The following is a 4,807-nucleotide window of genomic DNA, read 5'->3' as shown; positions in this document are numbered from 1 at the left end:
TCTGTTTTCATTTTATTTTTTTTGTAATCTAAGTTATTTCCCAACAACTCTATTATACCAATTCACTTTACAGCAGTTTTCATTTAAGTAGACCACCGTAGGGACGTTCCATGGAACTTCCCTACTGGATTTTGGTTCTGAATATTTGGTTCATCCATCTGAAAAGCGTTCTAAAGATGTCACAAATAGTTTCAAAAATCATCCAGTTTCTGGAATGGGGGGACTTTAAGCTAGACTTTTCAGCTAGGTAGTTAATTACAGAAAATATTTAGTAGAAATTTCCCCTCTTAACAGGTAGGAATCCTCCATTTTTATTTCCTGGTATTTATTGCAAACTAGAATATAGTAGTTATCATAATTAATGAGGTAAAGTCTTTTTTTCTATTCCCTATTTTCTATTCCCTAAAATCAAAAATTTGTATCTCACCAATTATTATAATTGCTATATATCATCTAAATAATTAGAAACATGACTTACGCAGGAGAACCCATAAACCCGGTTTCTCCTAGACGTCTATTGCTCAAAACAAGGATTTATCGTAGAAACCGGGTTTCTTTGCGTAAGTCCTAAGAAAATTTAAGTATTAGAGTTGTGACCAATAAATAAGGTCAATAGCCTGCCCTTTCCAAGGGATCAAAAAGGAAATTTCGGATTTCCNTCAAAACAAGGATTTATCGTAGAAACCGGGTTTCTTTGCGTAAGTCCTAAGAAAATTTAAGTATTAGAGTTGTGACCAATAAATAAGGTCAATAGCCTGCCCTTTCCAAGGGATCAAAAAGGAAATTTCGGATTTCCTTACCTCCTAATTCAGCAGGAGGTACTGTTAACTTATAACTGATAATTGATAACTGAAATGACAAACCCACAAAACCAAATTACCCAAACTTACGCTCAAGATGATGTTCAGCAAATTCTTCAACTTGCCTTAACAAAGCGTTCGGAAGGAGGCGAACTGACAAAAGCACAAGTATTAGAAATTGCCCAGGAGATGGGTATTTCTCCTGAAGAATTAGCAGCAGCAGAACAAAAATGGCTTACCCAAAGGGGCGAGTTCCAGGAAAAACAAGTTTTTAATCAAGTTCGCCGAGAAAAATTAAAGCAAAGTGCAATTAAATATGGCATTGTAAATTCATTTTTAGTGCTACTTAATTTAGTAACTGCTCATACTCTTTCTTGGTCTTTACCAATTTTATTATTGTGGGGATTATGGTTAGCTTTGGATGCTTGGAAAACTTTTCAAGTTGAAGGAGAAGATTATGAAAATGCTTTTCAAAGATGGCGTTTAAAGAAACAGGTAGGGCAATCTATTGGTTCTTTGGCGGATAAATTTTTCAAGAGTTTACAGTCTTGAATAAGGATTAGGATACTTGCTCAGTATAGGGATTTTCGGANATTTATTAAGTTGGTTGGAGGATAGAATATCTTTTGATAATTAATTCAAAGGAATTAATATTACTTGTTTTTGAGTTTTTTTATATAAATAAAACAAGATATCCCTGACCTAACTGCTTAAGAAAGCGATCGCCAAGGAAACTCATAATCTGATAAGATTTACAATGAATTACCTCTAAATCAGGTATGCCCTTCACAGGCAAGATTCCTGTGCTACAAATATCTCATCATATATCATTATGGCACAGTTGAGCCGATTTTAAGGCAAATCATAAATTGCTAGATTTTCCACACAAAATACTTTGATTTATCTGTATATAATCTAACTAAAACTTGTCAATTATTCGCGCTTCTTCTGATAATTTTGCTTCTTGTTGACCTATAATTCTTGCCCTACCATTTAGCAAACCAATAGGAGTATTAAATAACTCTACTAATTCTGCTTTACCTGATATTAATTTCATGGTTGTTAAGGGTAACTCTTTTAATAACCATCTACTCAAACGATAAACATATTCTTTTGTTTTCAACTCTCTCATTAAATCAATGCCGTGGAGTTCATGCAAATATTTATTTGACTTTCCATATCGGCGCCATTGACTTTGTAAATCTTTCCAAGTTGAACGATGTCGATGTTTAACTATTGCCTTTTCGGCAAATTTAAACTGATAAGATGTTTCTCGTAAAATTCGCCAACAAATATCAGCATCTCCACCTGTTGTTAAGTAAGGACGAAATAATCCTACTTCTACAAATGCTTGCTTTTTGATACCTAAATTAGCAGTTTGACCATAGGGACAAAATTGATTAGCTAGAGTATGTTTTTGGGAAAGAGTCTCTTGTTTATCAGCATATTTTTCTAATAAACTATCACCTGGTAAAGCAAGTATTTCCCCAACTACAATACCAACATTAGGATCGGAAAATGGCTGAATTAAATTTTCTAACCATTGAGGTTGGGGGCGACAGTCACCATCAGTAAAAGCAAGTATTTCACTATTAGCTGCTCGAATACCAGCATTACGAGCAGCATAGGAACTTTGAATCTGATTTTCTGTCAGTGGGCGAATTGTAATTTCCTTTGACTCTGCTGCTGCTTGAATTATCGAACTACTACGATCGCTACTATTATTATCTACCAGTAAATATTCTACTTGGTCTGCAGAATAAGTTTGCGATCGCAGACATTCTATCAAGTCTGGCAAGTCTTTCTCACCATTATAAATTGGTATAACTACAGAAACTTTTGTCATTTTCTCCACTCAAGGAAGTTGGTAAAAATTTCAATGACTATTAGACATCTTCAAAAATCACAAGTTTAAGATATAGCAATGAGCGCTGGTATATTTACAAATTGCAGGAGAGGCCAAGCAGCTCAAAGTCTTATATTATCGGCAATTTATTCCCCCTGTTGCCTGTTGCCTTTTGCCTGCGCACAGCGCTATAAATTATTACTATTACCCATAAACTATCAGTTAATTTTCCCTATTACCGAAAAATCAGGGTTTCAAGTTAAAGGATCAAAAAGACAAAAATTGCCCTTTTAACCAATCATCTTCTTTTCAAGAAGAGGTAATAATTAATTATTAATTGTTAATTATTAATTATTGAACTACTCCCTATTTTCTAATTTAATAAGCAGAAGCTAGCTAGAATTGAACTAACTAAATAAAAAGTTCCTACCACTTGAGTTTCTAACCAACCTGATNTCCGAAAAGAACTACTCCCTATTTTCTAATTTAATAAGCAGAAGCTAGCTAGAATTGAACTAACTAAATAAAAAGTTCCTACCACTTGAGTTTCTAACCAACCTGATAGTTCTAAATGATGATGAAAAGGAGCCATTTTAAATAACCGTTTGCCTACTCCATCAGGTCCTTTTGTTGCTTTGTAATAACTCACTTGAGCAATTACAGAAAGAGTTTCAATTAAGAAAATTCCACTAATAATTAAAAGTACCCAGAGAGTATTAGTCAGTAAAGCAACTGCTGCTAAACCACCACCCAAAGCTAAAGAACCTGTATCACCCATAAACACTTTAGCAGGGTTACGATTATGAGCAACAAAACCAACACAACTACCACTCATGCAAGCACAGAAAATCATCAGCTCTAAAGAGGTAGGGGCCAAATAAGCTCCTAATCCTAAAAAAGCGATCGCTCCCAAACCGCCCATTAACCCATCAACACCATCAGTCAGATTTGTAGCGTTACTTTCAGCAACTAAAACAAAACCTGCCAGAGGCCAAAATAATAATCCCAAAGATAATTGTAGACCAAAAGGTAAAGCAATATTAGTAATTGTGCTAGGCTGACTCCATGCTAGCCACCCACAGAATAGAATAGCAAAACCAATCTGCAAAGCTAGTTTCATTTTCGGAGATATTCCTTTATTAGACTTGCGTTGCAAAATTTGCCAATCATCTAGCCAACCAATAAAGCCATAAGCTATAGTAAGTAAAGATACAGCTATTACATCTGGGTGAAATCTGGACAATATCAGGGCGATCGCTACTCCCACTGGTATAAAAAATATGCCTCCCATAGTTGGAGTCCCTGCTTTTTGTAAGTGAGCTTGGGGGCCATCCTCTCTGATTATTTGTCCAGCTTTCAGCTTTCTTAGTATAGGTATAGCCCAATAACCTAAACTTACAGTTGCTAGGCCACAAATAATTAGGGGTATAGTAAGAGAGCCGATACTGAAAATCCTATTAGCCATACCATCTAGAATCAAGGCAAATAAACTTAATCCTAAACCTAGACCCAATAATAAATTTTCTCCCGATAAGGTGAGAGACTTGCTTAAAGTCAGCTTATTTTGCACAAAAAACCTCCTGCACACACACTTTTTTAGAGTTTAAATTTGATCAATAAATTGAAAATTTAGCTAATAACCGAGTAGCTTTTTGGTCATCAAAAATCTTTATTCAACTGGTTCATCTGCATTTTCATCCAATACATCATCATCATTAAAACTGTCATCTACAGCTATTAATGCTGAGATTTCTTCTTCCTCTTCTGAGTATTTCTCTGATTCAACGGGGTCTCTAGGTAGCATTTTGCCTGATGATTCTAACCAATCAACTAGAGATGAGTCTCGTTGGGCAGTAATTACATCTGCAGGTTCATGGCGAGGTATCAGAAGTAGAGAGGGATTATAGAGTGTGACTGTTGGTGACTTGGATTGATTATTTCTACGGCTAATTGCTCCGACTGCTATTCCTACTGTTTTTTCTGCCGTTGCTTCTACAATGCTTGTTGATACCGTTGGTTTTACTACAGTTTCCTGTACGGGAGTTTGTGGCACTACCTGTTGTGGAACTACTGTTTCCTGTACGGGAGTTTGTGGAACTACCTGTTGTGGAACTACAGTTTCCTGTACGGGAGTTTGTGGAACTACCTGTTGTGGAACTAC

The 4,807-nt window shown here is 35.7% G+C and carries 4 protein-coding genes; 1 reads left to right on the top strand and 3 read right to left on the bottom strand.

Annotation, left to right across the window (positions count from 1 at the left end; translation table 11 throughout):
- Positions 1–854: 854 nt before the first annotated feature.
- A complete protein-coding gene (locus AFK68_RS10225; protein WP_094672614.1) occupies positions 855–1,352 on the top strand; it encodes a 2TM domain-containing protein in 498 nt (165 codons plus the stop codon).
- A gap of 367 nt (positions 1,353–1,719) precedes the next feature.
- Here AFK68_RS10225 and AFK68_RS10220 read toward each other — a convergent pair whose 3' ends face one another.
- The 3 genes from AFK68_RS10220 to AFK68_RS41450 all read right to left on the bottom strand — a co-directional run.
- Positions 1,720–2,646 (bottom strand): glycosyltransferase, encoded by a 927-nt coding sequence (locus tag AFK68_RS10220; RefSeq protein ID WP_094672612.1) that lies wholly within the window; start codon positions 2,644–2,646, stop codon positions 1,720–1,722.
- A gap of 481 nt (positions 2,647–3,127) precedes the next feature.
- The gene (gene mraY, locus AFK68_RS10215) at positions 3,128–4,216 is read right to left on the bottom strand and encodes a phospho-N-acetylmuramoyl-pentapeptide-transferase (protein WP_094672611.1); all 1,089 of its coding nucleotides are present in this window, start codon (positions 4,214–4,216) and stop codon (positions 3,128–3,130) included.
- Positions 4,217–4,315: 99 nt separating this feature from the next.
- The coding region (locus AFK68_RS41450; RefSeq protein WP_246844099.1) for a DUF3134 domain-containing protein at positions 4,316–4,807 on the bottom strand (492 nt) is incomplete at its 5' end.

This window comes from Hydrocoleum sp. CS-953, assembly GCF_002260545.1.
Lineage (GTDB): Bacteria > Cyanobacteriota > Cyanobacteriia > Cyanobacteriales > Microcoleaceae > Trichodesmium.
Note: the sequence above shows the minus strand (reverse complement) of the source record. Positions and strands in the feature narration are given on the sequence as shown.

Bases quoted from the DNA above. Each gene is read 5' to 3' on its own strand.
- AFK68_RS10220 (WP_094672612.1), bottom strand. From the start codon at position 2,646: ATGACAAAAGTTTCTGTAGTTATACCAATTTATAATGGTGAGAAAGAC.
- AFK68_RS10225 (WP_094672614.1), top strand. From the start codon at position 855: ATGACAAACCCACAAAACCAAATTACCCAAACTTACGCTCAAGATGAT.